Source organism: Herbiconiux sp. 320_LB (assembly GCF_059691755.1).
The window spans coordinates 298,806-325,711 of sequence record NZ_JCAWAD010000004.1; the positions used below are offsets into that span (position 1 = coordinate 298,806).

Sequence of the window (26,906 nt, forward strand, 5' to 3'; positions counted from 1 at the left end):
AATCCGACCCCTCTGAGGAGACCCCTATGTCCCACCGCACCCGCCTGCGCACCGTCGCGGTCGCCACCGCCGCATCCGGCCTGCTGCTGCTCTCCGCCTGCAGCAGCTCCGCCCCCACAGCGCAGGACGCCCAGGCCGCCGGAGGAGACGGCGCCCTCAGCGCCTGCCCCTCCACCGTCGTGCTCCAGACCAACTGGTTCCCGGAGCCCGAGCACTCGGCCGCCTACGCCCTGATCGACCCGGCGACCGCTACGGTCGACGCCGACTCCGGCATCTACTCCGGGCCCGCGATCGCCGACCCGAACATCACCATCGAGGTGCGCGCCGGCGGACCGTTCATCGGCTTCCAGCAGTCGACCGCGCTGCTCTACTCGGACGACTCGATCATGCTCGCGATGATCGACACCGACGAGTCGGTCAAGCTCTCGAAGGACCAGCCGACCAAGGCCGTCTTTACCCCGCTGCAGAAGAACCCGCAGATCCTGCTCTGGGACCCGACGAAGTACGATTTCGCCGACCTCGCCGCGGTGGGGAAGGGCGACGCGACCGTGCTCTACTTCCAGGGCGCGACCTACATGGACTACCTGATCTCGCAGGGCGACGTGCGCGCCGACCAGGTCGACGGCTCGTTCGACGGCTCCGTCACCCGCCTGGTCGCCGGGGAGCCCGTGGTGCTGCAGGGCTACATCACCCAGGAGCCCTACCGGCTCAAGCACGAGTTCACCGACTACGGCCGCGATGTGGACTCGCTCCTGATCGCCGACTCCGGCTACGACATCTACCCCGCCGCCTGGTCGGGCAAGCCCGATGTCGTCGACGCTCAGTCCGCCTGCCTCGCGCAGCTCGTGCCGGCCATGCAGACCGCCCAGATCGACTACATGGAGTCGCCGGATGCGGTGAACCAGGCGATCTCGGACTACCTCGTCGCGATCGACCAGTTCTTCCAGATCTCGCCCGAGGCCGCCGCCTACGTGCACGACGTCATGAAGGACGACGCCCTCGTGACCGACGGCACCGACGGGGTCTTCGGCTCCTTCGATGCCGACCGGATGACGCGGATGACCGATCTGCTGAAGGGCATCTACGCCGGCACCGACGTGGAGGTCGCCGACGGCCTCACCGCGGACGACATCTACACCAACGAATTCCTCGACACCTCGATCAGCTACGCAGAAGGCAAGTGACGACCGTGCGCATCACCTCCCTCACCCCGCTCCCGCTCCGGATGACGACCGACTACTCGTCGATGTCGTACTTCGTGGTCAGGATCGAGACCGACGACGGCCTGGTCGGCTGGGGCGAGAGCTGCGACTGCTTCGGCATCTCGCACCCCTCGATCCTCCGGGCGATCGTCGATGATGTCTACGCGCCGGCCGTGCTCGGCAAGGAGCTCGGGGAGGCGATGACCGCGCTCGAGGAGGTGCACTGGGCGACCCGGCGCACCCTCGGCGACCAGTTCAGCGCCTCGCAGGCCCGCAGCGCGATCGACATCGCGCTGCGGGACCTCGAGGGGCGCTCGCGCGGTCTCTCCGTCTCGGGCATGCTCGGCCGGGTGAAGGATTCGGTGCGGATCTATGCCGGCAACAGCCACTTCCTGGACTCCCGGGATGCGTCGGAGCACCTGTCCCTCCTGTCGCCGCTGCTCGCCCGCGGGGTCTCGATCATCAAGCTGCGGATCGGCGCGGACTGGCGCAACTCCCTCCGGGTGCTCCGCGACCTCCGCCGCGAGCTCGACCGCATCGACGAGACGATCGAGATCACCGTCGACGGCAGCGAGTTCTTCACCGTCGCCGAGTCGATCGAGATCGCGGCCCGGCTCGGCGATCTCCGCGTGGGCTGGTTCGAGGAGCCGGTGCAGAGCTACCGCCTCGGCGCGATCGCCCAGGTCGTGCGGGCCTCGCCCGTGCCGGTGGCCTACGGCGAGCACTTCTTCGGCACCGAGTACGCGCTCGACGCGATGGAGCTCACCGGCATCTCGGTGATCCAGCCCGACGCCTCGATCTGCGGCGGCATCGCCGAGGCGCACCTGTTCGCCCGCACCGCGCGGCTGAAGGGGGCGCGGGTGGTGATGCATCTGCACGGTGGCCCGATCTCCTTCGCCGCCAACCTGCACGTCGCGGCCTCGGTGCCCGGCGTCGACGTGATCGAGTACCCGTTCCACCTGTCGCCGGTGATGAACAGGGTCGCGGCCGAGGCGGGCTTCGGCATCGATGCGATCGTCGACGGCCGCATCGCGGTACCATCGGGGCCCGGCCTCGGCATCGAGGTCGACGAGACCGTCATCGAGGAGGCGCATCGCGCATGGCAGGCCTGAGAGTCCTCGTCACCGGAGCGCGTGGCAAGGTCGGTCGCGCCGCCGTGGCCGCGCTCGTCGCCGCCGGGCACGAAGTGCGCGCGACCGACATCATGCGCCCCGTCTACGACGCCGACGAGTCGAACGCCGTGCCCTACGTGCAGGCCGACCTCACGAACGGGGCGGATGCCTTCGCGGTGGTGCGGGGGATGGATGCGGTCGTGCACGCGGCCGGCATCCCGGAGCCCTCGAAGAACACTCCGAACACCGTCTTCCTCACCAACGTCACGGCGGCATTCAATGTCGTGGAGGCGGCGGCCCACTCGGGGGTGCGCCGGTTCGTCAACCTCTCGAGCGACTCGGTCTCCGGGATGACCTGGGCCTCGCGGCCGTTCACCGGACTCGCCTGCCCGATCGACGAGACGCATCCGGACCTCGCGCACGACGCCTACGGGCTCTCAAAACGGGTCTCCGAGGTGCTCTGCGACGGTCTCGTCGGCCGGTCGGACGCTACGGCCGTGTCGATCCGGCCGACCTGGGTGCTGACCCCCTCGAGCTACGAGTCGAACCTGCGCCCGTTCTTCGAGGATCCGGAGCTGACGACCGCGGTCTTCTGGGCCTACATCGACGTGGCCGACCTCGCCGACCTGATCGTGCTCGCGGTGGAGGCGGAGTCCGCGGGCCATGAGGTCGTGTACGCGGCCGCGGCCGACAACATCGGCGGGCGCGACCTCGCGGCCTCGATGGCCCGGCTGCACCCCGAGGTTCCGGTGGGGCCGCTGGACCGCGTGGACGCCTCGGGCATCAGCTCGCGGAAGGCCCGTGAGCTGTTCGGCTGGCACCCGACGCGGTCGTGGCGCGATCACCTCGACGAGAGCGGGCGGGCGCTGGGGGCCTAGCCGGCGGAGCCCGCAGGGTTGGCGCTGTCGGGCCCGGTGCGGGCAGCATCTGCGATGTCGGGCCCGGCAGCGTGCCGCGGCTCGGTGCCGCGCGGGTCCGAATCCCGGAGCGCGGTGTAGATCGCCGAGAGGTCCTGCCCCGCGAGGGCGGTCCCGGATGCGCCGACCTCGCTCCAGAGCACCGCGATGAGCTCCGAGACGGGCAGGTCGAGCCCGGCCCCGGCCGCGACGGCCAGGCGGGCGTCCTTGGCGCCGAGGCTCAGTGCCATCTCGGTCGAGTAGTCGCCCGAGCCGATCTTGCGGAGCTTCGCCGCCGCGTACGGCGCGTCGAGCGGGCCTCCGCTCAGCGTCTCGGCGATCGCGTCGGTGCCGATGCCGAGTTTCTCGGCGAGCAGGGCCGTCTCGGCGATGCCCTGCATCACGTGCACGAGCCAGGTGTTGACGACGATCTTCATCGCGCTGCCGGCGCCCGTGGGCCCGAGCCAGACGGTGCGTCGGCCGATCGCGTCGAAGACGGGGGAGAGGCGCTCGCGGAGCGGCTCGTCGTCGGCGTCGGTCGACGCGAGGATCGTGAGCGTGCCCTGCTCGGCCGGCACCTTGCTGCCGGAGACGGGGGCGTCGACGAAGGTCACGTCCGGTCGGCTCGCGGCCAGCGCGCTCGCCAGCGCACCGACCTCGGCGACGCCGATCGTGCCCGCGTTCACGACGATCGCCCCCTGCTCGAGAGCCTCGAGGGTATCGGGGGAGAGGAGTACCGCCGAGGTCACCGGGGCGTCCGTGAGCATCACGACCACGATCTGTGCCCCGGACACCGCGGTCGCCGCCTCGGTGGTGACGGGGAAGCCGAGGTGGTCGAGCTCGACCCGCCGGGTGCGGTTGTACCCGGCGACCGTGAAGCCTGCTGCCGCGAGATTCACCGCGAATGCGCGCCCCATCGTGCCCAGACCCAGTACCGCAACCGTGTCGCCGCTCATCGGCCGCCCTTCTCGAGAATATAGATCAGGTCAATATTACTCGCTCGGCGCGCGAGCTCGGGCAGCGCCCGCCGAGCCAGGGCGGCGTGACGGTCAGGCCTGGCGGGTGACGAGCACCGAGTGGGGGGCGAGCATCGAGGCCACGGTCGCGGCGGGCTCATCCGTCAGCAGGGCGTGCGAGTCGAGCAGCACCTCGCCGAACTCCAGGTCGGGCACGGCGGGCCGCACGGTCGTCGCGAGCCCCAACGGCGTGTCGCCGAAGTTGACCACGAGCGCGATCCCGGGCCGCCGGAGCACGAGCCAGCGGGCGGCCTCGTCGAACTCGACGTGGATCTGCGAGAGCCGCACCTCCTCGCCCGCCGGGAGCCCGCGCCGGAGGGCCCCGAGCTCGCGGTAGAGCGCGAGCATCGACGCGTGCTCCGGATGGGCCTCGTCGTCGATCTCGGACCAGTCGAGCTTGGAGTTCTCGAAGGTCGCCGGATCCTGCGGGTCCGGCACGACCGCGGGATCCCAGCCCATCTTCTCGAACTCGGCGATCCGGCCCTCGGCGGTCGCCTTGCCGAGCTCGGGCTCGGGATGCGAGGTGAAGAACTGCCACGGCGTCGACGCGGCCCACTCCTCGCCCATGAACAGCATCGGCGTGAACGGCCCGAGCATCGTCAGGGTCGCCGCGATCGCGAGGCGGTCCGGATCCAGCGTCGCGGTCAGCCGGTCGCCTACCGCCCGGTTGCCGATCTGGTCGTGGTTCTGCGAGGCGACGACGAGCCGCCAGGGTGCGGTCGCCCGGCGATCGAGCTCCACACCATGGTTTCGCTCGCGGAACGAGGAGTACGTGCCGTCGTGGAAGAAGCCCTTGGTCAGCACCTTCGCGAGCGCCGCGATCGAGTCGAAGTCGGCGTAGTAGCCCGTCGTCTCGCCGGTCAGGTTGACGTGCACCGCGTGGTGGAAGTCGTCGCTCCACTGGCCGTCCAGGCCGTAGCCGTCGTCGCGGGTGGTGAACATGACCGGGTCGTTGAGGTCCGACTCGGCGATGAGCAGCCGGCGCACGCCCGTGGCGGCGGAGAGCTCCTCGACCTCGGCCGAGAGCTCGGCCAACAGGTGCACCGGGGACTCGTCGACCAGCGCGTGCACCGCATCCAGTCGCAGCCCGTCGACGTGGTAGTCGCGCAGCCACATCAGGGCGTTGTCGAGGATGAACCGGCGCACCTCGGCCGAGCCCTCGTGGGAGAGGTTGACCGTGGTGCCCCAGGTGTTCCGCGACTGGTCGTCGAGGTAGGGGCCGAACAGCGGCAGGTAGTTGCCGCTCGGGCCGAGGTGGTTGTACACGACGTCCTGGATGACGGCGAGGCCGGCCGCGTGGCAGGCGTCGACGAAACGTCGGTAGCCCTCGGGGCCGCCGTACTGCTCGTGCACCGCGAACCAGTCGACGCCGTCGTAGCCCCAGTTGTACTCGCCGTTGAAGTCGTTGACCGGCAGCAGTTCGACGTGGGTCACGCCGATCGAGAGCAGGTGGTCGAGGCGGCCGAGGGCGGCCTCGAGGGTGCCCTCGGGGGTGAAGGTGCCGATGTGCAGCTCGTAGATCTCGGCGCGGTCGACCGGCGCCCCCGACCACTCCGCGTCGCTCCAGTCGAAGCTCCCCGGGTCGTCGGTGCGGGAGAGCCCGTGCACGCCCTCGGGCTGGCGGCGCGACCGCGGGTCGGGGTAGGGGCCCTCACCGTCGAGCAGGTAGCCGTAGTCCAGGCCGGCCTCCCACGACACGGCGGGGTCGGGGGCGAACCAGTCGCCCGCCTCCCGGGTCATCGGATGCGTGCGGTCGCCGAGCACGAGCTCGACCCGCTTCGCACGGGGGGCCCAGACGCGGAAGTCGTTCTCGGTCATCGGTGGTTCCTCATTCGCAGGTGTCGGTCGCGGGTCTCGTCGGCGGTTCTCGGGCGGGTCTCGGTCGCGGGTCTCAGTCGTCGATGCGCTGCAGGAGCGCGACGGGGTGGATCGGGAGCAGGTCGGCGAGCCGAACCGAGCCCGCCGAGTACAGCCGCCCGGTGAAGGTGTCGACGTACCCGTTGCGGGCGGGCGCGAGCTCGACGGTGGTGTCGTCCCAGCCGCCCCGGCGGGCGAGGCCGATCGGCAGGCGGGTGGCGATCGTCACCGCCCCGCCGCGGTCGAACGCGACGACGTGCTCGGCCGCCGAGCCCCGCGCCTCCAGCCCGTGGTAGGTCGTGAACAGCTCGGGGCGGTCGCGGCGCAGCCGCAGCGCGGTCGAGGTGACGAGCAGCTTGACCGCTCCGGTGTCGTCGGGGCCGGGGACGAGCTGGGGCAGCTCTCCCGCGTCCTGCGCCTCGAGCAGGTCCGAGCGCAGGTCGTAGTCGACGGGGCGGCGGTTGTCGGGATCGACGAGCGACCGGTCCCACAGCTCGGTGCCCTGGTACACGTCCGGCACGCCGACGGCGGTGAGCTGCACCAGCTTCTCGCCGAGCGAGTTGCTGCGGCCCGCGGCCTCGACCGCGGCGACCTCGCCCTCGACCAGACCCCGCACCGTCGGGTCGTCGAAGGCCGCGTCGACGGCCGCGTGCATCCGCTCTTCGAAGGCCTCGTCGACGTCGAGCCAGGCGGTGGAGTCGCCGGCCTCCCGGGAGGCCTTCTCGGCGTAGGCGTGGGCGCGCTCGCGCGAGAGCGGCCAGGCGCCCACCATCGCCTGCCAGAGCAGGTTCTCGAACGGGCCGTCGCCGAGCGGCTGCAGCGAGCGCAGCTTCGCCAGGGTGCCCGACCAGCCGTCGCCGATCTCGGCCAGCACCGAGATCCGCGCCCGCGTGTCCTCCGAGCGCTTCGTGTCGTGGGTCGACAGGGTGGTCATCGAATCGGGCAGGGCGGTCAGCCGACGCTGCTGGTCGGCGTGGAAGAGCTCCGGGCCGATCGCGAAGTGGTCGGGGTCGGCCCCCACCTCGGTGAGGCTGGTCAGGCGGGTGTACCGGTAGAACGCGCAGTCCTCCACACCCTTGGCCATCACCATGCCCGAGGTCTGCTGGAACCGGATGCTCGGGGCCGTCCCGGTATGCCCGAGCACCTCCGCGGTCTCCCGCAGCACCTCGGCGATCTCGGGTCGGTTCTCCACGGCGAGGGCCAGCGCGTGCTCGAGGTGCTCGCGGCCGGCGGGCAGGTAGGAGCGGTAGACCGGGAAGCAGGTCAGCAGCTCGGAGACCGCATCCGTCACCGCGGCGGCCGGCGTCGGGGTCGGCAGGCCGCCGGCGCGCTCGATGTCGCGCGTGAGCCGGCGGGCCTCGGCCTGCAGGATGCCGTCGGCGACGGCCCGCTTGGTGTCGTGGATGAGGGAGTGGTAGCTCTGCAGCGGCCGCCCGTCGGCCTCGCGGAGGCGGGCGTCGAGGGCGTCCAGCGGCGCCTCGCCGGCCGGATCGACGAAGACCCGGTCGATCACGGCGAGAGCGTCGTACCCGGTGGTGCCGGCCGAGGGCCAGTCCGGCTCGAGCGGCTCGTCACCCTCGAGGATCTTCTCGATCAGGATGTAGGCGCCGTCGGTGAGGGCCGAGAGCCGCTCGATGTAGCCGCCCGGGTCGGCGAGGCCGTCCGGGTGGTCGACCCGCAGTCCGTCGACCAGTCCCTCGCGGAACCAGCGGGCGATCTCGGCGTGCGACTCGTCGAAGACCCACGGCTCCTCGACGCGGATCGCGGCGAGCGAGCTCACGGCGAAGAACCGGCGGTAGTTGAGGTCGGTGCTCTCGCGGCGCCAGTTCACCAGCTCGTAGTTCTGGCGACCGTGCACGGTGACGGGGTCGGCGCCGTCGTCGGCCGTGCCCGGGGCGACCGGGTAGCGGTTGTCGTAGTAGGCGAGGACCGTCTCGCCCGCGTCGTCCTTCTCGAGCGTCAGGGCCTCGAGCGAGTCGTCGCCGAGCACCGGGATGCGGATGCGCCCGTCCCCGGCCTCCCAGTCGACGTCGAAGGCATCGGCGTACCGAGATCCGCGGCCGAGCTTCAGGAGATCCCACCACCAGGGGTTCTGGGCGGGCGTCGCGACCCCGACGTGGTTCGGCACGATGTCGACCAGCACGCCGAGGCCGGCGTCGTGCGCGGCGTCGGCCAGCTCGCGGAGCCCCTCGGGGCCGCCGCGGGAGACGTCGATCCGCGAGTGGTCGGTCACGTCGTAACCGTGCTGGGATCCCTCCTCCGCCTGCAGGATCGGCGAGAGGTAGACCCAGTCGACGCCGAGGCGCGCGAGGTAGGGCACCAGCCGCGCGGCGTCCTGGAGCCGGAAGTCGGGGGTGAGCTGGAAGCGGTAGGTGGAGCGGGGCGTGCGCATCCGGATTCTTTCTGGTCGATAGTTCGGCTGCGACCGCCCCGCTCCCGGCTAGGCCGTGGAGGGTGTGGTCGGGATCTGGGCGGTCTGGAGACTCACGTCGGCCTGCGCCGTGAGCGACGCCGCCACCGAATGATCCGGTTCGACCTCGTTCTCGACGTGCACTCTGAGCACCACCATCGATCGTGCCTCGACCGTCATCGATCCGCCAGCCTTCAGCACCTGGGAATCCGCCGCCTCGCCCGCCGTGTCGATCACGACGTCCCAGGCCGCGGCGTACTCGTCCGAGGGCAGGGCGAACTCCTCGCGCTCGTCGTGCGCGTTGAAGTACATCAGGAAGTGCACGTCGCTGAGTGCCTGGCCGCGGGTGTCGCGGGCCCGGATGCCCTCTCCGTTCAGGAAGACGCCGATCGAGCGGGAGAGCGGGGAGTCCCAGTCCTCGGGCTGCATCTCGCCGGCATCCGTGTTCAGCCACACGATGTCCGGCAGTGGCTCGCCCTCGGCGCGCTTGACGGGCCGGCCGTCGAAGAACCGGCTGCGGCGGAACGTGGGGTGCTCCTTGCGCAGGCGCAGCACGGCGGCGGTGAACTCGATCAGCGGCTGGTCCTCGGCATCCCAGTGGATCCAGGTCAGCGGCGAGTCCTGCGCGTAGGTGTTGTTGTTGCCGAGCTGGGTGCGGCCGAGCTCGTCGCCGTGCAGCAGCATCGGCACGCCCTGCGAGAGCAGCAACGTGGCGATGAAGTTGCGCTGCTGGCGGGCGCGGAGGGTGAGCACCTTCGGATCGTCGGTCGGGCCCTCGACGCCGCAGTTCCAGGAGCGGTTGTGCGACTCCCCGTCGTTGTTGTCCTCCCCGTTCGCCTCGTTGTGCTTCTCGTTGTACGAGACCAGGTCGCGGAGGGTGAAGCCGTCGTGCGCGGTGACGAAGTTGATGCTCGCCACCGGGCGGCGGCCCGAGTGCTCGTAGAGGTCGGCCGAACCGGTGACCCGGCTCGCGAACTCGCCCAGGGTGCTGGGCTCGCCGCGCCAGAAGTCGCGGACGGTGTCACGGTACTTCCCGTTCCACTCCGTCCACTGGGGCGGGAAGTTTCCGACCTGGTAGCCGCCGGGACCGACATCCCAGGGCTCGGCGATCAGCTTCACCTGCGAGACCACCGGATCCTGCTGCACGAGCTCGAAGAAGGTCGACAGCCGGTCGACGTCGTAGAACTCCCGGGCCAGGGCGCTGGCGAGGTCGAACCGGAAGCCGTCGACGTGCATCTCGGTGACCCAGTAGCGCAGCGAGTCCATGATCAGCTGCAGGGAGTGCGGGTGCCGCACGTTCAGCGTGTTCCCGGTGCCGGTGTAGTCCATGTAGTACCGCTGGTCGTCCTCCACCAGTCGGTAGTACGCGGCGTTGTCGATGCCGCGGAAGCTCAGGGTCGGGCCGAGGTGGTTGCCCTCGGCGGTGTGGTTGTAGACCACGTCGAGGATGACCTCGATCCCCGCCGCGTGCAGCGACTTGACCATGCCTTTGAACTCCTGCACCTGCTGCCCGCGGTCGCCCGCGGAGGCGTAGGCGCCCTGGGGCGCGAAGAAGCCGATCGTGTTGTAGCCCCAGTAGTTGCTGAGGCCCTTCTCGATCAGGGTGCTGTCGTTGACGAACTGGTGCACCGGCATCAGCTCGATGGCGCTCACGCCGAGTTTCAGCAGGTGCTCGATGACGGCGGGATGCGCGACGCCCGCGTAGGTGCCCCGCTGCTCCTCGGGCACGGCCGGGTGCAGCTCGGTCAGGCCCTTCACGTGGGCCTCGTAGATCACCGACTCGCTGTACGGGATGCGGAGGTTGCGATCGCCGGACCAGTCGAAGAACGGGTTGATCACCACGCCGAGCATCATGTGCGCGGCGCTGTCCTCGTCGTTGCGGGAATCCGGGTCGCCGAAGGTGTAGGAGAAGAGCGACTGGTCCCAGTCGATCTCGCCGCTGGTCGCCTTGGCGTAGGGGTCGAGCAGCAGCTTGTTCGGGTTGCAGCGCTGCCCGGTCTCCGGGTCGTACTCGCCGTGCACCCGGTAGCCGTAGCGCTGGCCCGGCTGCACCTGCGGGAGGTAGGCGTGCCAGACGTAGGCGTCGACCTCGGTCATCTCGACCTGGGTCTCGACCAAAGCACCCGGCGAGGCCGGGTCGTCGTCGAAGAGGCACAGCACGACCCGGGCGGCAGCTTCGCTGAAGAGCGCGAAGTTGGTGCCGCTCCCGTCGAAGGTCGCGCCGAGTGGGTAGGCCGATCCTGGCCAGGACTGCATGTGTTCTCCTGTCGATTGTGGTTTCACGCTACCCGGTCCCGGCCATTGGGGCTGTCTCCGAGGGCGCCCGCCGCGATAGCGTGGCCCCATGGCGAACCTCGTGGAGACTCTGACAGACGCGACCAAGCAGATCGGGGTGGGCGCGTCGTACGGCGCACCCGTCGAGATCGACGGCGCATCCCTCGTACCGGTGGCCCTGGTGTGGTCCGGTTTCGGCGGCGGCAACGGCACCGCCTCCTCGCCGGGTGCGTCGAGCCAGAAGATCGGTGCGGGCGACGCCGGCGGCGAGGGTTTCGGCGGCGGCGGGGTGAGCATCCCGATCGGGGCGTACGTCACCGAGAACGGCAAGGCGACCTTCGAGCCCAACCTGATCGCGCTGCTCGCGGTCTCGATCCCGGTGATCGTGACCTCGGGATGGGCGCTCGCCCGGTTCGTCAGGGCGCTGAAGAAGTAGCCGGTTCCGGCTTCGGCCGGTGGTGGGGAGTATGCTCTAGCCGAACACGGGAGTCCGGTGAGCCGGGCTGAGAGGAAGGTTCTCAACCTTCGACCGTCGAACCTGATCTGGATCATGCCAGCGCAGGGAGGCATCTCTGACCCGCGGGACCACCATCGCGTGCGCGGTCGGTGGTGATCGCGGGCGACCCGTGCCCCTTCCACCGACTGAAAGGGCACGACAGTGCAGACCACCACCGGAAACCCGTCCACCGTCCCCACCTCGATCGCGCGCCGCGGCCGGTTCCGCTGGCGCGTGGTCGACATCGTCGTCGCCAGCGTCATCGGCGTCGCGGCGGGCCTGATCTTCTGGATCTGGAACCTCGTCTACTCGCCGCTCAGCAGCCCGCTCGAGTTCGTCGCCCCGGGCGCGCAGGCGCTGCTGTACGGCGTCTGGCTGTTCGCCGGCGTGCTCGGCGGCCTGATCATCCGGAAGCCGGGAGCCGCCGTCTACACCGAGCTCGTGGCCGCGGTGGTCTCGGCACTCGTCGGCACCCAGTGGGGCGGCGCGCTCACGATCCTCTCGGGCCTGGCTCAGGGGCTCGGCGCCGAGATCGTCTTCGCGCTCTTCCTCTACGGCAACTACCGGGCCTACGTCGCCGTGCTCGCCGGCGCCGGCGCCGGTGTCGGGATGGTCGTCAACGACCTGATCACCTGGTACCCCGGTTACGCGGTCGAGTTCAAGGTCGTCTACGCGATCGCCGGGGTCGTGAGCGGTGCGATCATCGCCGGCCTGCTGTCGTTCCTGGTCATGCGCGGCCTGGCCCGCACGGGGGCGCTCAGCCGGTTCGCGGCCGGCCGCGGGGTCGCGGCCCGGGCCTAGGCCGTGACGTTCGAGACGGGTGATCCCGGCCCCCTGGGGCTCGAGGCCGCGGGCTGGGGCTGGCGGCACGCCGGTCGCCCCGGCTGGGCCCTGCGGGGGCTGGATCTCGTCATCCGCCCGGGGGAGCGCGTGCTCCTGCTGGGCGCCTCGGGCGCGGGCAAGTCCACGCTCGTGCAGGCGTTCGCCGGCGTGCTGGGCGGCTCGGAGGAGGGGGAGGAGGAGGGCTCGCTGACCGTCGGCAGCCGTCATCCGACCGACCGACGCGGCGCCGTCGGGCTGCTGCAGCAGGATCCGGACTCGCAGATCGTGCTCGACCGGGTGGGCGACGACGTGGCCTTCGGCTGCGAGAACCTCGCCGTGCCCCGCGAGCAGATCTGGCCCCGGGTCGAGGAGGCGCTCGCCGCCGTCGGGCTCGCCCTGCCCCTGGACCGGTCGACCTCCGCGCTGTCCGGCGGGCAGAAGCAGCGCGTCGCCCTGGCGGGCATCATCGCGATGCGGCCGGGGGTCGTGCTGCTCGACGAGCCGACGGCGAACCTCGACCCCGACGGGGTCGTCGAGGTGCGGGATGCGGTCGCGCGACTGCTCGAGCACCACCCGTCGACCTTCGTGGTGATCGAGCACCGGGTCGAGGTGTGGCTCGACGTCGTCGACCGCGTCGTGGTGCTCGCGCCGGGCGGCGGGGTGCTCGCCGACGGCACGCCGGATGCGGTGCTGCGGGAGCGGGGGGCGGAACTCGCCCGGGACGGCGTCTGGGTACCCGGGCACGATCCGCTCGGCGGGCGGCGGGTGCGGGCGGTGCCGGCGGCGCCGGCTGTGCCCGCGGCGCCGGCGTCCCGGCCGGCGGGCGAGGAATTGATCGTGGTCCGGGACGCCGGGGTGGGCCGCGTGCCCGGCAGCGTCGTGGCCCGCGGGATCGACGCGACCGTGCGCGCCGGCGGGGCGACGGCGGTCACTGGCCCGAACGGGGCCGGCAAGTCGACGCTGGCGCTGACGATGGCCGGGCTCCTCCCGATCGAGGAGGGCTCCGTCACGGCGAGCGAGGGCCTCGCCTCCGGGGTCGTCCCGCGGCGGCGCAGCCGTGCGGCCCGGCGGCGCCACCGCGCGCTCGACCCCCGCGATCCGTTCGGCTGGGCGTCGCGCGACCTGCTCACGCGGATCGGCACCGTGTTCCAGGATCCGGAGCACCAGTTCGTGACCGGATCGGTGCGCGGCGAGCTCGAGGTGGCGCTCAAGGCCCTCGGTCTGCCCGGCGACGAGGTCGCCGCCCGGGTGACCGAGGTCGCGGGCCGCCTGCGCCTGGACGGCTTGCTCGACGCGAACCCCTACACGCTCTCCGGCGGCGAGAAGCGCCGCTTGTCGGTCGCTTCGGTGCTCGTCGCCCGACCACGCGTCCTGGTGCTCGACGAACCCACCTTCGGGCAGGACTCCCGCACCTGGGCCGAACTCGTCCTCCTCCTCGGCGAACAGCTCGATCGGGGCACCGCGGTGGTCGCGGTCACCCATGACCGCGACTTCATCTCCGCCCTGGCCGATCAGGAACTGGTGATCGGCGCCACCGTCGGCTCCCGAGAGCGGCTCTCGTGAGCGCGACCGGGCTGTCGCTGATCGGTGCGGTCGGCGGCGAGGGCCGCATCCACGCCGTCAATCCCGTCGCCAAGCTCGCCGCCGCCCTCGTGCTCGGGGTGCTGCTGCTCGTCACGATCGACTGGGTCTCGGCCGCGGTCGCGCTGGCGCTGGAGTCGGTGCTCTTCGCGTGGGCGGGCTTGCCGCCGCGCACGTTCTTCCGCCGCACCGCCCCGATCTGGATCGCCGCCCCGGTCGCGGGCGTCTCGACGCTGCTCTACGGCGTCGCGAGCGGGCAGACCTACCTGCAGTTCGGGGTCGTGCACATCACCGACGGCTCGATCGCGCTGGCCGTCGCGACGGTGCTCCGCATCCTCGCCATCGGGCTGCCGGCCGTGGTGCTCTTCGCGACGGTCGACCCGACCGACCTCGCCGACGGGCTCGCCCAGGTCTGGCGCCTGCCGAGCCGCTTCGTGCTCGGCGCGCTGGCGGGCATCCGACTCGCCGGGCTCTTCCTCGACGACTGGCGCCAGCTCGAGCTCGCCCGGCGGGCGCGGGGGATCGGCGACACCGGGCGCATCCGCCGCTTCGCCAACCAGGCCTTCGCGCTCCTGGTCATCTCCATCCGCCGCGGCAGCAAGCTGGCGACCGCGATGGAGGCGCGCGGTTTCGGCGGCAGCACCGTGCGCACCTGGGCCCGGCCCTCGACCTTCGGGGCCCGCGAGTGGCTGCTGGTCGCGATCGGCGCGGCCATCGGCGCCGCAGCCCTCGCGGCCTCCCTCCTCACCGGCTCGTTCACACCCGTGATCGGCTGACGGATGACGGTGATCCTGATCGACGGCCCGAGCGGCTCGGGCAAGACCGCGCTGGCGCTCCGGATGCAGGCGGGCTGGGTCGGGGCCGACGTGCCCACCCTCATCCACCTCGACGACGTCTACCCGGGCTGGGACGGCCTCGAGGCGGCGAGTCGGGAGCTGACGGAGGACGTGCTGCGGCCGTTCCGGGCCGCACGGCCGGGAACGGCCGGTGGCGGCCCGGGCCCGCGCTGGCGCCGGTACGACTGGGAGTCCAGGCGCCCGGCCGAGTGGCACGCGGTCGACCCCTCCCGGCCGCTGATCGTCGAGGGCTGCGGGGCGCTCAGTCGTGCGAACGCGGAGCTCGCCGACCTGACCGTGTGGGTCGAGGCCGACGACCGGGAGCGCAAGCGCCGCGCCCTCGCCCGCGACGGCGACCTCTACGCGCGGGAGTGGGACCGCTGGGAGGCGCAGTGGCGGGGCTTCGTCGCGCGGGAGGATCCGCGGTCGCTCGCGACGATGGTCGTGGAGACCTGAGGGTCGTGTGGCCCTGAGAGCGCCGGAGGCTCGGCTTGGGTCGGAGCTGAGCGCGCCTGCGGCTCGGGTCGGAGCTGAGGGCGCTTGCGGCTCGCGTCAGAGCTGAGCGCGCCTGCGGCTCGGCCCGGGGCTGAGCGCGCCCGCGGCTCGGCTCAGTGGGTGCGCGAGTCGATGAACGCGCTGATCACCGGCACGGGGTTGCCGAGTCGCCACATCGGCCCGGGGTCGCTGATCCGCTGGTCGAGCACCAGCATGACCGTGATGTCGCCGTCGGGCGTTCCCACCGTCACCGTGCCGACCTGCTGACCCTTGCTGCCGGTGGTCAGCGGCTGCGCGTCGACCGTGTAGCTCAGCGGGGACGTGACCCACAGCATCCGGCTCTCGGTCGATTTCGCCACCCCGTGCGCGGTCTCGCCCCACGGGGTCGTGTAGGTGACGAAGGTCTCGCCCTCGGTCACGACCGGGGTCTGCTTCACCGTCGCGGCCGCGGAGGCGGAGAGTGCGGTCAGGTCGGCGTCGACCGTGTCCCAGTCGGGCTCGCGGAGGAAGGCCCCGTAGAGCGTCTGCGTGCCGGAGTCGACCGTGACGTCGAGGGCGAAGAGGAAGCAGATGCCGGCCTGATCGGTGTAGCTGCGCGACAGGCCGACGTATCCCTCGTCGGCGGCGTAGCGGGCGAGGTTGTCGACGGCCCGGCGGCCGTTCACCGCGGCGCCGTCGCTGCGGACGATCTCCGACACGGCCGGATCGGCGAAGGCGAGGGCGCTGATCCGAGCCAGGTCGGTCGCCGAGCCGACGTCGCCCTCGTCGAGGCCGGTCGCATCCACGAGCGAGACGCTGGTCAGGCCGTTCTTCGCCAACCAGGCCTTCGCCGCCGCGAGGTAGCCGTCCATCGAGCCGAAGGCCCAGCGGGCGAGCGAGTCGGCGTGGTTGTTGCTCGAGCCGAGCAGCATGGCCTGCAGCATCTCGCGCTGGGTCCAGGTCTCTCCGGTGATGAAGGAGACGGCCCGGGCGCTCTCGGAGATGTAGGTGACGTAGCTCTGGTAGTCCTCCGCGGTGACCGTGATGGTCTCGCCCGGCGCCCCGGCCTCCATCGGCTTCGCGTCGAGCACGACGAGCGCGGTGATCACCTTCGCCGAGCCCCCGATCGGCACCGCCTCGGTGCTGCCGCCGGAGGCGAGCACGGGCCCCGTGCCGTCGACCACGATCGCACTCGCGCCGGTCGCGGGCACCGTGGGGGCGCCGCTCGCGGCCGACTCGGCGGGTGCCTGGTCGACGGATGCGGTGGCGGGCGGCAGCGGACCCACCAGCGTCGCGGGGCCGTACAGCCCGATGCCGAGGATCACGAAGACACCCACGACGACGACGATCGCCCGCACCGCCTTCTGACCCGCTGTCCTCGCCATGGGTCCAGGCTAAGCGGACCCTCGGACACCGTCGGGGAGCAACGCGCCTCAGGCCCAGCCGAGTTCGTGCAGCTTCTCGTCGTCGATGCCGTAGAAGTGGGCGATCTCGTGCACGAGGGTCACGTGGACCTGGTCGCGGAGCTCGTCGAGGTCCTCGCAGATCGCGAGCAGGGGCTCGCGGTAGAGGATGATCCGGTCCGGCATCTCGCCCAAGCCGTACTGCCCGCGTTCGGTCAGGGCCACGCCGTCGTAGAGGCCGAGGAGGTCGAGCGTGCCGTCCTCCGGCCAGTCCTCGACCACGAAGACCACGTTGTCGAGGCCGTCGAGCATGTCGTCGGGCAGCTCGTCGAGCTCGTCGGAGACCAGCTCCTCGAAGGCGTCGGCGTCGAGGTCGATCACGGTCTGCTCCCTGCTGGTGCGACGACGCCCCGAGGTGCAGACCGCCGGAGACGACGATGGCCCGGATTCCTCCGGGCCATCGTACGAGTGGGGTGAATAACGGGACTCGAACCCGCGACATCCGGCACCACAAGCCAGCGCTCTACCAACTGAGCTATATCCACCATGTTCACCTCGCAACCGTGATTGCGGGGCAACGAGAAAACATTCTATTACAAACGCGACGTGAATTCGCGCACGACGTCGGCGGACACGACTTTGAGCTCCGCGGAGGTCGGCCCGGGCTCGGCGATGAAGACCGCCTTGCGGTAGTACTCGAGCTCGCGGATGGACTCCAGGATGTCGGCGAGCGCCCGGTGGCCGCCGGCCTTCTCGGGCGCGTTGAAGTACACCCGGGGGAACCAACGCCGGGCCAGCTCCTTGATCGAGGAGACGTCGATGCTGCGGTAGTGCAGGTGGCCGTCGACCCGGGGCATGAACTTGGCCAGGAACGCGCGGTCGGTGCCGATCGTGTTGCCCGCGAGCGGCGCCGTCTGGGCGGTGGGCACGTGGGCCAGGATGTACTCGAGCACCTGGTACTCGGCGTCGGCGAGGGTGACCCCGAGCGGGATCTCCTCGAGCAGGCCCGAGGACTCGTGCATCGCGGTGACGAAGTCGTTCATGTGCGCCAGGGCGGAGTCGTCGGGCTTGATGACGATGCTGAACCCGGGGTCGACGAGGTTGAGGTCGAAGTCGGTGATGACCACCGCGACCTCGACCAGTTCGTCGAGCTCGAGATCGAGCCCCGTCATCTCGCAGTCGATCCACACGAGACGGTCGGAGGAGGAACTCATGCAGGGAAGTCTATTCCGGCCCGGCGACACCGGCCCGCGGGGCGCCCGAAGCCGCTCGTAGAATGGGGGCGATGATCATCGCGCTCGCCATCCTGCTCCTCGTCAACGCCGTCTGGAACGCCATCGTCTGGCCCCAGTTCTACAAGCGCGTCAGCCGCGACGAGCGGGCGCGGGATGCGACGGGCCGGCCCACGCGCTTCCTGATCGTGCACGCGGTGCTGATCGGCATCTCGCTGCTGATCGCGGCGGTGTCGCTCCTGGTGGCGATCGTGGCGCTCGTCTCGGCCTGAGCGGGTCGCGCCTGAGTCAGTCGTCCTCGAGCGGGTCGAGGCCGGGCTCGTGGTGCCCCTGGCTGGATTCGAACCAGCGACAAACGGATTAGAAGGCCGGTGCTCTATCCACTGAGCTACAGGGGCGACCCGAAAAGCGTACTACCCGCCGGAGTCAGTCGTTGCTGCCGGCGCGGGGCGGGAACGCGTGCACGGGCGGCGGGATCTCGCCGGCGGCCCGGGCCTCGCCCGGATCCGTCGTCGTCTCCAGATCGCTGAACGACGGGGTCTGCGAGCGCCCGCCGAGACCGCGGCTGCCGGTGCCCGAGGCGACCTGCTGCACGGTCGGCCGCGGCTCGTGCGTCGGGGGCAGCGGCGCGGAGGGCGCGATCGGCGTGGCCTGCGTCGGCACGTCGGTGTAGTCGGGGCGAGCGGACGCCGCGGGCGTGGTCGCGTTCGGCCGGTCGAAGGCGTTCGGACGATCGTAGGCCGACGAGGGCTGCGCCGATCCGGCCGATCCGGCGGCCGACGACGTCGCACCCGCGGAGGCGTTCGCGGTGCCGGACGGCGTGCCGTACTGCGCGTGGTGCTGCTGGGCGACCCAGGCATCCTGCTGCGCGGCGAGCTCGCTCTCGCTCGAGGCGTCTTCGGTCTCCCAGCGCTCGAGGTCGCTCTGGAAGACGCGCTTGGCGCGGCCCGGTCGCTGCTGCCACTCGATGAGGCGGTCGCGGAACTCGAACACGGCGGGCTCGACCTGGTAGCCGAAGGTGGCCGAGTTGCGCTTCATCTCGGCCAGAGCGTGCGCCGCCCAGTTGGCCGCGACATCGGCGCCCTTGATCGGCAGCAGGCGCACCTGGATGTCGGCCTGGCCGGTGGATCGGTCGGCGAGGATCTGCTCCTGGGGGGTGAGCGAGTTCCAGACCGAGGCCTGCTCGGCGGCGTCGATCAGCGAGGCGATCGCCGAGATCTTGAGCTCGCGGTCGTGCTTGGCGAGCAGTCGCTTGACGGCCGAACTCGCGATCCAGGCCGCGAGCAGGCCGGCCACGATGATGGCGGCCGCCGGGAGGACGATGTCGGAGACGACGTACGCCCCGCTCGACGAAGTGAGCCAGCCGGTAAATCCATTCCACCATTCCATGAGCCGCAGATTACCCCCGGTCGCGGGGGATGCCGGGGAGCCGGGCCGGTGCGTCAGCGCACGCGCTCATCGCAGGCACTCCGCGGCCTCGTCGCGCCGGCGGAACTCGCCGATGCCGACGACACGGTGGGAGGAGGGGAGCAGTCGCGACGCGGCGAAGCGCTGCTCGCCGTCGTCGTCGATCTGCTCGACGTAGCCGAGCACGAGCCCGGATGCGGCGGTCACGCGCCAGTAGCCGTCGCGGATGCGGCGGAGGGCCGGGCCGGTCGTGGTGCTGTTCGTGGTGGTCATGATCCGACGCTACGGCGACCCTCCGACATCCACGCCGACGTAGGATCGGGGCATGGAAACCTTCGTACTCGCCGGCGGCTGCTTCTGGTGCCTGGACGCGGTCTACCGCACGCTCGAGGGCGTGCAGGACGTGGTGTCCGGGTACACGGGCGGCGACGTGCCGAACCCCACCTACGAGCAGGTCTGCACCGGGACGACCGGTCAGGCCGAGGCCGTCGCGGTCACCTTCGACCCCGCGGTCATCCCGGCCGACGTCATCCTCGACGTGTTCTTCACCCTCCACGACCCGCGCCAGCTGAACCGCCAGGGCAACGACGTCGGTACCCAGTACCGCTCGGCGATGTTCTACGACGGCGACGAGCAGAAGGCGCTGTTCGAAGCGGCCCTCGAGCGCGCCGCCGAGCTGTGGGACGGCGGGATCGTCACCCAGCTCGAACCGCTCGGCGAGTTCTACCGCGCCGAGGAGTACCACCAGGACTTCTTCGCCAAGAACCCCGGCCAGGGGTACTGCATGGCGGTCGCGGTGCCGAAGGTGACGAAGGTCCGCAAGGCCTACGCGAAGTACATCAAGGCGGCTTGACCCACCCGCTCCTGCACACCCCCCGAGGACCGGGGCCCTTTCCACAGATCGGGCCCCGGTCCTCCGTCGTCGTACGACCTCGCCGAGACTCGGTGCGTCCACACGAACGACGCCGCCACGTGCGGCACGACTGCAAGGAGCAGCCCATGCCCGACCTCACCTCCGTCACCGGGATCGTCGCGACCCCGCCCCGACACATCACGACCAACAGCGGGCTCGAGATCACGAGCTTCCGTCTCGCCTCGGCCCAGCGGCGGTTCGACCGCGAGAAGCAGAAGTGGGTCGACACCGACACGAACTGGTACACGGTGACCGCCTTCCGGCAGCTCGCGCAGAACCTCGCGGCCTCGCTCGAACGCGGGCAGCACGTCGTGGTCGCCGGGCGTCTGCGCATCCGGGCGTGGGAGAACGGCGAGAAGTCCGGCACGAGCGTCGAGATCGAGGCGGATGCGGTGGGGCACGACCTCAGCTGGGGCACCTCGGTCTTCGCCCGGTCGGTCAGCGGATCGGGCGGGGGAGACCTCAGCGGCCTGGGCGGCCCGGCCGGCGGCGGCGGGGGTGCGGGCGGTGAGGGCGCCTGGGCGCTCGCGGGTCCGGACGAGCCGGCGGCTCGAGAGCCGGCGGGGCTGCACGGCGGAGAAGTGGATGCAGGGAGCCGGAGCGAGGCCGACCGGCAGGATCAGCTCGTGCCGTTCTGATCCACGTGATCCGCCGCCCCGGCAGTCTCCCAGGCGGCGGAGGCCGTCACCGAATAAACTCGCAGCAGTTTCGAGCCCAGCCCGGGAGACCGCGGCCGAGAGGATTTGTGCCACCGATGCAGACCACCCAGATCGACCGCGTCCCCCGTCGTCGGTCGCCGTGGACGATGGCGGCCGCCGGGCTGGCGCCGGTGCTGCTCGCCGTCGTGCTGGCGGGCTGCACCGCCGATCCGGCGCCCACGACCGCTCCGGCCCCGTCCGCGGCGCCGAGCGCGTCCGCGGCGCCGACCACCGCTCCCACGGCCACGGCTGGCATCGACGTGAACGGCACCGCCGCCGACAACAAGGCGTTCTTCGACTCGGTGAACCAGGGCCTGATCGCGAGCAACCCGGCAGCGGGCGGCGTGGAGATCACGACCAACCTCCGCACGAACGGCTTTGACACGAACGCGATGCAGGTGACCCCCGACATCACGACCGTCGGCGTGGCCGCCGACTCGGTGCAGTTCTCGGTGAAGATGGGCAACGACTGCCTGATCGGGCAGTACGGCCACGGGCAGTACTCCAGCCTCGTGGCGCCGGCCCTCGGCACCGGGGCGTGCCTCGTGGGTCAGACCCGCCCAATAGACTGGTAATCATGGCCGAATACATTTACTCGATGGTGCGCGCCCGCAAAGCGGTGGGCGACAAGCTGATCCTCGACGACGTCACCATGGCGTTCCTCCCGGGCGCGAAAATCGGAGTGGTCGGCCCCAACGGCGCGGGCAAGTCGACGATCCTGAAGATCATGGCGGGGCTGGACACGCCCTCCAACGGCGAAGCCAAACTGACCCCCGGATTCACCGTCGGCATCCTGATGCAGGAGCCCGAGCTCGACGAGAACAAGACCGTCCTCGAGAACGTGCAGGAGGGCGTCGGCCCGATCAAGGCCAAGCTCGACCGGTTCAACGAGATCAGCGCCGAGATGGCCGAGCCCGACGCCGACTTCGACACCCTGCTGGCCGAGATGGGCACCCTCCAGGAAGAGATCGACGCGGCGGATGCGTGGGACCTCGACTCCCAGCTCGAGCAGGCGATGGATGCGTTGCGCACCCCGCCCGCCGACGCCCCGGTCGCCAACCTCTCCGGTGGTGAGAAGCGGCGCGTCGCCCTCACCAAGCTCCTGCTCCAGAAGCCCGATCTGCTGCTGCTCGACGAGCCCACCAACCACCTCGACGCCGAGAGCGTGCTCTGGCTCGAGCAGCACCTCTCGCAGTACCACGGCGCCGTGCTCGCCGTCACCCACGACCGGTACTTCCTCGACCACGTGGCCGAGTGGATCGCCGAGGTCGACCGCGGGCGCCTCTACCCCTACGAGGGCAACTACTCGACCTACCTCGAGAAGAAGCGCGAGCGCCTCGAGGTGCAGGGCAAGAAGGATGCGAAGCTCGCCAAGCGACTGGGTGAAGAGCTCGACTGGGTGCGGAGCAACGCCAAGGGCCGGCAGGCCAAGTCCAAGGCCCGTCTCGCCCGCTACGAGGAGATGGTGAGCGAGGCCGAGCGCACCCGCAAGCTCGACTTCGAGGAGATCCAGATCCCGGTCGGCCCGCGCCTGGGCGCCCAGGTGATCGAGGCCAAGAAGCTCCGCAAGGGCTTCGGCGAGCGCATCCTGATCGACGACCTGTCGTTCACCCTGCCGCGCAACGGCATCGTCGGCGTCATCGGCCCGAACGGCGTCGGCAAGTCGACGCTGTTCAAGACGATCGTCGGCTTCGAGCCGCTCGACGGCGGAGACCTCAAGATCGGCGAGACGGTCGACATCTCCTACGTCGACCAGACCCGCGGCGGCATCGACCCGAACAAGACCCTGTTCGAGGTCGTCTCCGACGGGCTCGACTACATCCAGGTCGGCAAGACCGAGGTGCCGGCGCGCGCCTACGTGTCGACCTTCGGCTTCAAGGGCCCCGACCAGCAGAAGAAGGCGGGCGTGCTCTCCGGTGGTGAGCGCAACCGGTTGAACCTCGCGCTGACCCTGAAGCAGGGCGGCAACCTGCTCCTGCTCGACGAGCCCACCAACGACCTCGACGTCGAGACCCTGTCGAGCCTCGAGAACGCCCTCCTGGAGTATCCGGGCTGCGCCGTGGTCATCACTCACGACCGGTGGTTCCTCGACCGCATCGCCACGCACATCCTGGCCTACGAGGGCACGGCCGACGACCCGGCGAACTGGTACTGGTTCGAGGGCAACTTCGAGGCCTACGAGGAGAACAAGATCGAGCGCCTCGGCGCCGATGCGGCGAAGCCGTCCCGCGCGACGTACCGCAAGCTGACGAGAGACTGACCGGCCGATGCGGCTGAACGTCCCGATCCAGCTCCGCTGGTCGGATCTGGATGCGTACGGGCACGTCAACAACGCCTCCGTGCTGAAGATCCTGGAGGAGGCGCGGGTCTTCGCGTTCTGGGTCGACGGCGGCCTGCCCGATCCGAACGCCTCGGAGTGGCCGACCGCGGTGATCGACATGAGCCTGGAGACGCGCACCAAGCTCGTCATCTCGCGTCAGGAGATCGAGTACCTCGCCCAGATGCCGTACCTCCGGCGCCCGATCGACGTCGAGATGTGGATCGGTCACCTGGGCGGCGCGAGCCTCGACGTCTACTACGAGATCAAGAGCCCGCGCGACGAGAGCGCGGCCGAGGGTGCGGTGGAGAGCGAGGCGCCGCCGCAGACGGTCTACGTCAAGGCCGCGACCACCCTGGTGCTCATCGACGCCGAGACCGACGCACCGCGCCGCATGGTGACGCACGAGCGCCAGGCGTGGGAGCCGTACCTCGAGCCCCCGCTCACCTTCCGCCGCCGCAGCTGACCACAGCCGATCGCGGGGCCTGGCGCGCCCGCAGCCGGCCGCAGGGCCCGGCGTGGCCGCAGCTGACCGCAGGGCCCGACGCGCCCGCGGCTCAGCTGCGCGCCAGCCGCACCATGCCCTCCTGCGCGACCGAGGCGATCAGCCGCCCGTCGAGGTCGTACATCCGTCCGAGGCTGAGCCCCCGCCCGCCCGAGGCGCTGGGCGACTCCTGCGTGTAGAGCAGCCACTCGTCGGCCCGGGCGAAGCGGTGCCACCACATCGCGTGATCCAGGCTCGCCATCTTCAGGCCCGGGCTCGCCCACGGCACCCCGTGACGGCGGAGCACGGGCTCAAGGATCGAGTAGTCGCTCGCGAAGGCGAGGGAGGCCCGGTGCAGGTCGGGATCGTCGGGCAGCCGGCCCAGCGCCTTGATCCAGACGGCCTGGTACGGCGTCGGCTCGCCCTCGACCGTGAGGTAGACCGGGTCGGGCACGTGCCGCATGTCGAAGGCCCGCTCCCGCGCCCACGACTGCGCCATCGGGTGGTCGATCCTCGAGAGCAGGTCGAAGGCGCTCGGCACCTCGTCGGGGCCGGGGAGCTCGGTCGGCAGGTCGATCTGGTGGTCGAAACCCTGGTCCTGGGTCTGGAACGACAGGATCGCCGAGAGGATCGGCACACCGTCCTGATAGGCCTGCGCGCGCCGGGTCGAGAACGACCGCCCGTCGTGCAGCCGGTCGACGGCGAAGGTGATCGACTTCGCCGCGTCGCCGGGGCGGAGGAAGTAGCCGTGGAGCGAGTGCACCGGTCGGTCGCCGTCGACCGTCCGTGCGGCGGCGATGATCGACTGCGCGAGCACCTGCCCGCCGAAGACCCGGCCGTTCGGCATCCACTGCGAGGGGCCGGTGAAGATGTCCTCGCTCGTGCGCGCGCCGGTGTCGACGAGGTCGAGCGTGGTCAGGAATCCCGCGAGAGGGTCGGACATGGTTCCTCCGGTGGTTCTGGACGCGGCCGGGGCGAGAGGCACACGCACCCGCCCACTGTGAAGTAGTTTAGACAGCACAGATGGTCCAGTACTTCACCCTCATCGACGCGGCGTCGCTCGGCGACCTCAAGGTGTACCTCGGCCGTGCGGCCCGGGTCGAGAACGGGGCCGTGCGCCTGATCGGCGGCTTCGGGGTGCTCGCCGCCTACACGGCGACCCTCACGGCCAAGGGGCTGCTCGACCGCACGCCGACCGTCCTCGGGCTCCGCACCTTCGCGCTCGCGAGCCCGGAACCCTTCGACGTCGTCGTGCCGATCCGCGCGCTGCTGGACCGCCTGGCCCAGGTCTCGGTGCAGAACAACTCCGCCTCGGGCCCGCTCGAGATCCCGCTGCCCCCGGCCGAGCAGGGCATCGCCTGGGCCGGCATCAGCCCGCCCCGGGGTGGGTGGGAGCGCGCCGGCTCCTTCAGCTCCGACATCCTCGAGACCGCCGCCCGCGCGGGCATCGCCGAGGTGGCCGAAGCGGTGCCCGACAACACCGGCGAGCAGCTCGTGCACAAGGTCCGCTCCGAGGTGTGGGGCCGGGATCTCGACGTCCTCCCCGGGCTCTCGCCGCGAGTGCCGGCCGGTGCCGCGTTCTGCGCCGTCAGCCTCGGCTTCGTCAAGGGCGTCGACGACGTGGCGGTCTTCCACACCGGCCAGTGGTTGAGGCTCACGCTGAAGCGAGGGCACGTGCTCGTGCGCCGCTGACCCGGGCCTGCTCCGGCGGCGCTGACCCGCGCCCGCACACGCCCGCGCCCGCCCCCTCTTCCCTCCGCTACACCGACGCCGCGGCCGCGCGCCCGGCCTGCCGCCCCGAGAACAGGCAGCCGCCGAGGAACGTGCCCTCCAGCGCCCGGTACCCGTGCACGCCGCCGCCGCCGAACCCGCTGACCTCACCGGCCGCGAAGAGTCCCGCCACCGGGGTGCCGGCCGGCGAGAGCGCCCGCCCGCTCAGATCGGTCTCGATCCCGCCGAGCGACTTGCGGGTGAGCACGTGCAGCTTCACCGCGATCAGGGGCCCGGCGGCGGGATCCAGCAGCCGGTGCGGCTTGGCCACCCGGATGAGCTTGTCGCCGAGGTAGCGACGGGCGCCGCGGAGGGCCGTGACCTGCGCATCCTTCGAGAAGCTGTTCGCCAGCTCCCGGTCGCGGGCGAACACCTCGCGGGTGACCGTCGCGGCGTCGAGCGGTCCGTCGGGCTCGAGGTCGCGCATCCCGCGCACCAGTTCGGGCAGGGTGTCGGCCACCACGAAGTCGACGCCGCGCTCCTTGAACGCCTCGACCGGGCCCGGGGCGCCGGGGCGGATGCGCTGGGCCAGCAACCGCAGGTCCTTCCCCGTCAGGTCGGGGTTCTGCTCGCTGCCCGAGAGGGCGAACTCCTTCTCGATGATCGCCTGGGTGAGCACGAACCAGCTGTAGTCGTGGCCGGTGCCGAGGATGTGCTCCAGGGTTCCGAGCGTGTCGAAGCCCGGGAAGAACGGGCCGGGCAGCCGGCGGCCCGTGGCGTCCAGCCACAGCGACGAGGGGCCCGGCAGGATGCGGATGCCGTGCAGCGGCCAGACCGGGTCGAAGTTGGTGATGCCCTCGGTGTAGTGCCACATCCGGTCGGTGTTCACCACGTGCGCACCGGCGCGCTCGCTGATGGCGAGCATCCGCCCGTCGACGTGCGCGGGCACGCCCGAGAGCATGGTCGCCGGAGGGGCGCCGAGCCGTGCGGGCCAGAGCTCCCGCACCAGGTCGTGGTTGCCGCCGATGCCCCCGCTCGCGACGATCACGGCACCCGCCGAGAACTCGAACGAGCCCGCGACCTCGCGCGAGCTGGTCTCGCCGCGGCCGACCGGGCTCGGGGCAAGCACGCTGCCGCGCACACCGGTCACCCGGGGCGTCTCGCCGCCCGTGGTCACCAGCTCGTTGACCCGATGACGGTGCAGGATGCGCGCCCGGCCCGTCGACACGGCCTCCTGGAAGCGGGCGACGAACGGGGCCAGGATGCCGGGGCCGGTGCCCCAGGTGATGTGGAAGCGCGGCACCGAGTTGCCGGGCCCGGTCGCGGTCTGGCCGCCGCGCTCGGCCCAGCCGACCACGGGGAAGAACCGCACGCCCAGCGAGTGCAGCCACGCGCGCTTCTCCCCGGCGGCGAACTGCAGGTACGCCTCTGCCCAGGCCCGGCCCCACGCATCCTCGTCGCGGTCGAACCCGGCGGTGCCGAACCAGTCCTGGCGGGCGAGGTCGAGGGTGTCCTTCACCCGCATCCGTCGCTGCTCGGGGGAGTCGATCAGGAAGATGCCGCCGAACGACCACCACGCCTGACCGCCGAGGGATGCCGCCGGCTCCTGGTCGAGGACCGTCACCGTGCGGCCGGCCTCGATCACCTCGCAGGCGGCCACCAGCCCGGCGAGCCCGGCCCCCACGACGAGCACGTCGGATTCGGAGGAGGATGCAGAAGCGGAAGGGGAAGAGGCTGCGTCTTCGGCTCGGGGCACGGGGACTCCT

Annotated in this window: 26 protein-coding genes and 2 tRNA genes; 15 read left to right on the forward strand and 13 right to left on the reverse strand. The window is 71.2% G+C overall.

Annotation, left to right across the window (positions count from 1 at the left end):
• The first annotated feature begins 26 nt into the window (after positions 1 to 26).
• The 3 genes from AC59HU_RS12790 to AC59HU_RS12800 are packed head-to-tail and all read left to right on the forward strand — an operon-like array spanning position 27 to position 3,192.
• Positions 27 to 1,184: a hypothetical protein gene (locus tag AC59HU_RS12790; protein ID WP_497223807.1), complete on the forward strand. Its 1,158-nt coding sequence runs from the start codon at positions 27 to 29 to the stop codon at positions 1,182 to 1,184.
• On the forward strand, positions 1,181 to 2,314 hold the full coding sequence (locus AC59HU_RS12795) for a mandelate racemase/muconate lactonizing enzyme family protein (RefSeq protein WP_497223808.1): 1,134 nt from the start codon (positions 1,181 to 1,183) through the stop codon (positions 2,312 to 2,314). Before AC59HU_RS12790 ends, AC59HU_RS12795 begins: the two co-directional genes overlap by 4 nt.
• The gene (locus tag AC59HU_RS12800) at positions 2,302 to 3,192 is read left to right on the forward strand and encodes an NAD-dependent epimerase/dehydratase family protein (protein WP_497223809.1); all 891 of its coding nucleotides are present in this window, start codon (positions 2,302 to 2,304) and stop codon (positions 3,190 to 3,192) included. The genes AC59HU_RS12795 and AC59HU_RS12800 overlap by 13 nt, the downstream gene beginning before the upstream one ends.
• Here the strand turns inward: AC59HU_RS12800 and AC59HU_RS12805 are convergent.
• From AC59HU_RS12805 to glgX, 4 genes are all read right to left on the reverse strand, one after another.
• Positions 3,189 to 4,166, reverse strand: coding sequence for an NAD(P)-dependent oxidoreductase (locus AC59HU_RS12805; protein WP_497223810.1), 978 nt, complete (start codon positions 4,164 to 4,166; stop codon positions 3,189 to 3,191). The genes AC59HU_RS12800 and AC59HU_RS12805 overlap by 4 nt on opposite strands.
• A 93-nt stretch (positions 4,167 to 4,259) precedes the next feature.
• Positions 4,260 to 6,044: a malto-oligosyltrehalose trehalohydrolase gene (gene treZ, locus AC59HU_RS12810; protein WP_497223811.1), complete on the reverse strand. Its 1,785-nt coding sequence runs from the start codon at positions 6,042 to 6,044 to the stop codon at positions 4,260 to 4,262.
• Positions 6,045 to 6,117: 73 nt separating this feature from the next.
• Complete coding sequence (treY, locus tag AC59HU_RS12815; RefSeq protein ID WP_497223812.1) at positions 6,118 to 8,475, reverse strand: malto-oligosyltrehalose synthase; 2,358 nt, start codon at positions 8,473 to 8,475, stop codon at positions 6,118 to 6,120.
• Between the two features lie 48 nt (positions 8,476 to 8,523).
• A complete protein-coding gene (gene glgX, locus AC59HU_RS12820; protein WP_497223813.1) occupies positions 8,524 to 10,749 on the reverse strand; it encodes a glycogen debranching protein GlgX in 2,226 nt (741 codons plus the stop codon).
• Between the two features lie 88 nt (positions 10,750 to 10,837).
• Here glgX and AC59HU_RS12825 point away from each other — a divergent pair, with 88 nt between their 5' ends.
• The 5 genes from AC59HU_RS12825 to AC59HU_RS12845 all read left to right on the forward strand — a co-directional run bounded on the left by AC59HU_RS12825 (position 10,838) and on the right by AC59HU_RS12845 (position 14,958).
• Positions 10,838 to 11,203 (forward strand): hypothetical protein, encoded by a 366-nt coding sequence (locus AC59HU_RS12825; RefSeq protein ID WP_497223814.1) that lies wholly within the window; start codon positions 10,838 to 10,840, stop codon positions 11,201 to 11,203.
• Positions 11,204 to 11,425: 222 nt separating this feature from the next.
• A complete protein-coding gene (locus tag AC59HU_RS12830) occupies positions 11,426 to 12,064 on the forward strand; it encodes an ECF transporter S component (RefSeq protein WP_497223815.1) in 639 nt (212 codons plus the stop codon).
• A 3-nt stretch (positions 12,065 to 12,067) separates the two neighbouring features.
• Positions 12,068 to 13,648 carry an ABC transporter ATP-binding protein gene (locus tag AC59HU_RS12835; protein WP_497223816.1) on the forward strand — a complete coding sequence of 527 codons (1,581 nt, stop codon included), beginning with the start codon at positions 12,068 to 12,070 and terminating at the stop codon, positions 13,646 to 13,648.
• On the forward strand, positions 13,645 to 14,442 hold the full coding sequence (locus tag AC59HU_RS12840) for an energy-coupling factor transporter transmembrane component T family protein (protein ID WP_497223817.1): 798 nt from the start codon (positions 13,645 to 13,647) through the stop codon (positions 14,440 to 14,442). Before AC59HU_RS12835 ends, AC59HU_RS12840 begins: the two co-directional genes overlap by 4 nt.
• A 3-nt stretch (positions 14,443 to 14,445) precedes the next feature.
• Positions 14,446 to 14,958 (forward strand): nucleoside/nucleotide kinase family protein, encoded by a 513-nt coding sequence (locus AC59HU_RS12845; RefSeq protein ID WP_497223818.1) that lies wholly within the window; start codon positions 14,446 to 14,448, stop codon positions 14,956 to 14,958.
• Between the two features lie 152 nt (positions 14,959 to 15,110).
• Here AC59HU_RS12845 and AC59HU_RS12850 read toward each other — a convergent pair whose 3' ends face one another.
• The 4 genes from AC59HU_RS12850 to orn form a co-directional block, all read right to left on the reverse strand.
• Positions 15,111 to 16,361, reverse strand: coding sequence for a D-alanyl-D-alanine carboxypeptidase family protein (locus AC59HU_RS12850; RefSeq protein WP_497223819.1), 1,251 nt, complete (start codon positions 16,359 to 16,361; stop codon positions 15,111 to 15,113).
• A 48-nt stretch (positions 16,362 to 16,409) separates the two neighbouring features.
• Complete coding sequence (locus AC59HU_RS12855; protein WP_497223820.1) at positions 16,410 to 16,760, reverse strand: metallopeptidase family protein; 351 nt, start codon at positions 16,758 to 16,760, stop codon at positions 16,410 to 16,412.
• Between the two features lie 88 nt (positions 16,761 to 16,848).
• Positions 16,849 to 16,924, reverse strand: a tRNA-His gene (locus tag AC59HU_RS12860).
• Between the two features lie 48 nt (positions 16,925 to 16,972).
• On the reverse strand, positions 16,973 to 17,593 hold the full coding sequence (orn, locus tag AC59HU_RS12865) for an oligoribonuclease (RefSeq protein ID WP_497223821.1): 621 nt from the start codon (positions 17,591 to 17,593) through the stop codon (positions 16,973 to 16,975).
• A gap of 71 nt (positions 17,594 to 17,664) precedes the next feature.
• Here orn and AC59HU_RS12870 point away from each other — a divergent pair, with 71 nt between their 5' ends.
• Positions 17,665 to 17,883 carry an SCO4848 family membrane protein gene (locus tag AC59HU_RS12870; RefSeq protein WP_497223822.1) on the forward strand — a complete coding sequence of 73 codons (219 nt, stop codon included), beginning with the start codon at positions 17,665 to 17,667 and terminating at the stop codon, positions 17,881 to 17,883.
• A 50-nt stretch (positions 17,884 to 17,933) separates the two neighbouring features.
• Here AC59HU_RS12870 and AC59HU_RS12875 read toward each other — a convergent pair.
• The 3 genes from AC59HU_RS12875 to AC59HU_RS12885 all read right to left on the reverse strand — a co-directional run bounded on the left by AC59HU_RS12875 (position 17,934) and on the right by AC59HU_RS12885 (position 19,291).
• A tRNA-Arg gene (locus AC59HU_RS12875) sits at positions 17,934 to 18,009 on the reverse strand.
• Positions 18,010 to 18,037: 28 nt separating this feature from the next.
• Positions 18,038 to 19,000, reverse strand: coding sequence for a hypothetical protein (locus AC59HU_RS12880; protein WP_497223823.1), 963 nt, complete (start codon positions 18,998 to 19,000; stop codon positions 18,038 to 18,040).
• Between the two features lie 66 nt (positions 19,001 to 19,066).
• Positions 19,067 to 19,291 (reverse strand): hypothetical protein, encoded by a 225-nt coding sequence (locus AC59HU_RS12885; protein ID WP_497223824.1) that lies wholly within the window; start codon positions 19,289 to 19,291, stop codon positions 19,067 to 19,069.
• Positions 19,292 to 19,343: 52 nt separating this feature from the next.
• Between AC59HU_RS12885 and msrA the strand changes: the two genes are divergently transcribed.
• The 5 genes from msrA (at position 19,344) to AC59HU_RS12910 (ending at position 23,412) form a co-directional block, all read left to right on the forward strand.
• The gene (msrA, locus tag AC59HU_RS12890; RefSeq protein ID WP_497223825.1) at positions 19,344 to 19,871 is read left to right on the forward strand and encodes a peptide-methionine (S)-S-oxide reductase MsrA; all 528 of its coding nucleotides are present in this window, start codon (positions 19,344 to 19,346) and stop codon (positions 19,869 to 19,871) included.
• Between the two features lie 146 nt (positions 19,872 to 20,017).
• Positions 20,018 to 20,569, forward strand: a complete 552-nt coding sequence (locus AC59HU_RS12895; protein WP_497223826.1) for a single-stranded DNA-binding protein — start codon at positions 20,018 to 20,020, stop codon at positions 20,567 to 20,569.
• Positions 20,570 to 20,685: 116 nt separating this feature from the next.
• A complete protein-coding gene (locus AC59HU_RS12900) occupies positions 20,686 to 21,204 on the forward strand; it encodes a DUF6993 domain-containing protein (protein WP_497223827.1) in 519 nt (172 codons plus the stop codon).
• 2 nt (positions 21,205 to 21,206) lie between these two features.
• Complete coding sequence (ettA, locus tag AC59HU_RS12905; protein ID WP_497223828.1) at positions 21,207 to 22,889, forward strand: energy-dependent translational throttle protein EttA; 1,683 nt, start codon at positions 21,207 to 21,209, stop codon at positions 22,887 to 22,889.
• Between the two features lie 7 nt (positions 22,890 to 22,896).
• Positions 22,897 to 23,412, forward strand: coding sequence for an acyl-CoA thioesterase (locus AC59HU_RS12910; RefSeq protein WP_497223829.1), 516 nt, complete (start codon positions 22,897 to 22,899; stop codon positions 23,410 to 23,412).
• A gap of 91 nt (positions 23,413 to 23,503) precedes the next feature.
• Here the strand turns inward: AC59HU_RS12910 and AC59HU_RS12915 are convergent, their stop codons facing one another.
• Positions 23,504 to 24,373 carry an acyl-CoA thioesterase gene (locus tag AC59HU_RS12915; protein ID WP_497223830.1) on the reverse strand — a complete coding sequence of 290 codons (870 nt, stop codon included), beginning with the start codon at positions 24,371 to 24,373 and terminating at the stop codon, positions 23,504 to 23,506.
• Positions 24,374 to 24,453: 80 nt separating this feature from the next.
• On the opposite strand from AC59HU_RS12915, the gene AC59HU_RS12920 reads away from it, so the two are divergent.
• Positions 24,454 to 25,122, forward strand: a complete 669-nt coding sequence (locus AC59HU_RS12920) for a DUF8185 domain-containing protein (protein WP_497223831.1) — start codon at positions 24,454 to 24,456, stop codon at positions 25,120 to 25,122.
• Positions 25,123 to 25,189: 67 nt separating this feature from the next.
• Here the strand turns inward: AC59HU_RS12920 and AC59HU_RS12925 are convergent, their stop codons facing one another.
• Positions 25,190 to 26,896: an FAD-binding dehydrogenase gene (locus AC59HU_RS12925; protein WP_497223832.1), complete on the reverse strand. Its 1,707-nt coding sequence runs from the start codon at positions 26,894 to 26,896 to the stop codon at positions 25,190 to 25,192.
• Positions 26,897 to 26,906 lie beyond the last annotated feature (10 nt).

Bases quoted from the DNA above. Each gene is read 5' to 3' on its own strand.
- AC59HU_RS12790 (WP_497223807.1), top strand. From the start codon at position 27: ATGTCCCACCGCACCCGCCTGCGCACCGTCGCGGTCGCCACCGCCGCA.
- AC59HU_RS12800 (WP_497223809.1), top strand. From the start codon at position 2,302: ATGGCAGGCCTGAGAGTCCTCGTCACCGGAGCGCGTGGCAAGGTCGGT.
- AC59HU_RS12805 (WP_497223810.1), bottom strand. From the start codon at position 4,166: ATGAGCGGCGACACGGTTGCGGTACTGGGTCTGGGCACGATGGGGCGC.
- treZ (WP_497223811.1), bottom strand. From the start codon at position 6,044: ATGACCGAGAACGACTTCCGCGTCTGGGCCCCCCGTGCGAAGCGGGTC.
- treY (WP_497223812.1), bottom strand. From the start codon at position 8,475: ATGCGCACGCCCCGCTCCACCTACCGCTTCCAGCTCACCCCCGACTTC.
- glgX (WP_497223813.1), bottom strand. From the start codon at position 10,749: ATGCAGTCCTGGCCAGGATCGGCCTACCCACTCGGCGCGACCTTCGAC.
- AC59HU_RS12825 (WP_497223814.1), top strand. From the start codon at position 10,838: ATGGCGAACCTCGTGGAGACTCTGACAGACGCGACCAAGCAGATCGGG.
- AC59HU_RS12845 (WP_497223818.1), top strand. From the start codon at position 14,446: ATGACGGTGATCCTGATCGACGGCCCGAGCGGCTCGGGCAAGACCGCG.
- AC59HU_RS12850 (WP_497223819.1), bottom strand. From the start codon at position 16,361: ATGGCGAGGACAGCGGGTCAGAAGGCGGTGCGGGCGATCGTCGTCGTC.
- orn (WP_497223821.1), bottom strand. From the start codon at position 17,593: ATGAGTTCCTCCTCCGACCGTCTCGTGTGGATCGACTGCGAGATGACG.
- AC59HU_RS12870 (WP_497223822.1), top strand. From the start codon at position 17,665: ATGATCATCGCGCTCGCCATCCTGCTCCTCGTCAACGCCGTCTGGAAC.
- AC59HU_RS12880 (WP_497223823.1), bottom strand. From the start codon at position 19,000: ATGGAATGGTGGAATGGATTTACCGGCTGGCTCACTTCGTCGAGCGGG.
- AC59HU_RS12885 (WP_497223824.1), bottom strand. From the start codon at position 19,291: ATGACCACCACGAACAGCACCACGACCGGCCCGGCCCTCCGCCGCATC.
- msrA (WP_497223825.1), top strand. From the start codon at position 19,344: ATGGAAACCTTCGTACTCGCCGGCGGCTGCTTCTGGTGCCTGGACGCG.
- AC59HU_RS12895 (WP_497223826.1), top strand. From the start codon at position 20,018: ATGCCCGACCTCACCTCCGTCACCGGGATCGTCGCGACCCCGCCCCGA.
- AC59HU_RS12900 (WP_497223827.1), top strand. From the start codon at position 20,686: ATGCAGACCACCCAGATCGACCGCGTCCCCCGTCGTCGGTCGCCGTGG.
- ettA (WP_497223828.1), top strand. From the start codon at position 21,207: ATGGCCGAATACATTTACTCGATGGTGCGCGCCCGCAAAGCGGTGGGC.
- AC59HU_RS12910 (WP_497223829.1), top strand. From the start codon at position 22,897: ATGCGGCTGAACGTCCCGATCCAGCTCCGCTGGTCGGATCTGGATGCG.
- AC59HU_RS12915 (WP_497223830.1), bottom strand. From the start codon at position 24,373: ATGTCCGACCCTCTCGCGGGATTCCTGACCACGCTCGACCTCGTCGAC.
- AC59HU_RS12920 (WP_497223831.1), top strand. From the start codon at position 24,454: ATGGTCCAGTACTTCACCCTCATCGACGCGGCGTCGCTCGGCGACCTC.